The following is a 466-nucleotide window of genomic DNA, read 5'->3' on the forward strand; positions in this document are numbered from 1 at the left end:
CACCGCATTGCCGAGCGAGAACAAGATTTCGTTGAGCGCCGCCGCGGCCCGGTTCCAGCGAGCCTGTTCGACGGCATAGGCCTGCGCCGCCTCACGGGTCCACACCTGCTGCAGAGGTGCGATCTGCGCACGTAATTCGTCGAGTGCGGCGTTGAAGCGGCCGGAGGTGGTGTGGATCTCCTGGCGGACCGAGTACTCGATCTCACCGAAGTTGTATGACAAGACGTTGTCCATCGTGGGCTCCGATCAGATACCGTCGCCGACGGTGCCGAGGCGCTGCGCGTGGGCATCGGCCGCGGCGCGCAACGTGCGCTCGTTGGTCCGGATGGTCTCGGCGATCCTGCTCAGTGAGGTGTGCAGCGTCAGCGATTCACCGTTCCAGCGGTCGACCACATCGCGGAACCGCACCGCGGCCACGCCACCCCACACCGACGGCGGCACGCTGCTCATCTTCCCGATGAACGTC

At 65.9% G+C, this 466-nt stretch carries 2 protein-coding genes; both read right to left on the minus strand.

Going from position 1 to position 466, the window contains the following annotated elements; translation table 11 throughout:
* On the minus strand, window positions 1-234 hold a 234-nt coding region (locus tag BKG76_RS06655; RefSeq protein WP_070936928.1), incomplete at its 3' end, for a WXG100 family type VII secretion target.
* Between the two features lie 12 nt (window positions 235-246).
* A partial coding sequence (locus tag BKG76_RS06660; RefSeq protein ID WP_070936929.1) for a WXG100 family type VII secretion target occupies window positions 247-466 on the minus strand: 220 nt, incomplete at its 5' end.

The organism is Mycobacteroides franklinii (genome assembly GCF_001853795.1).
Taxonomy (GTDB): Bacteria; Actinomycetota; Actinomycetes; order Mycobacteriales; family Mycobacteriaceae; genus Mycobacterium; species Mycobacterium franklinii.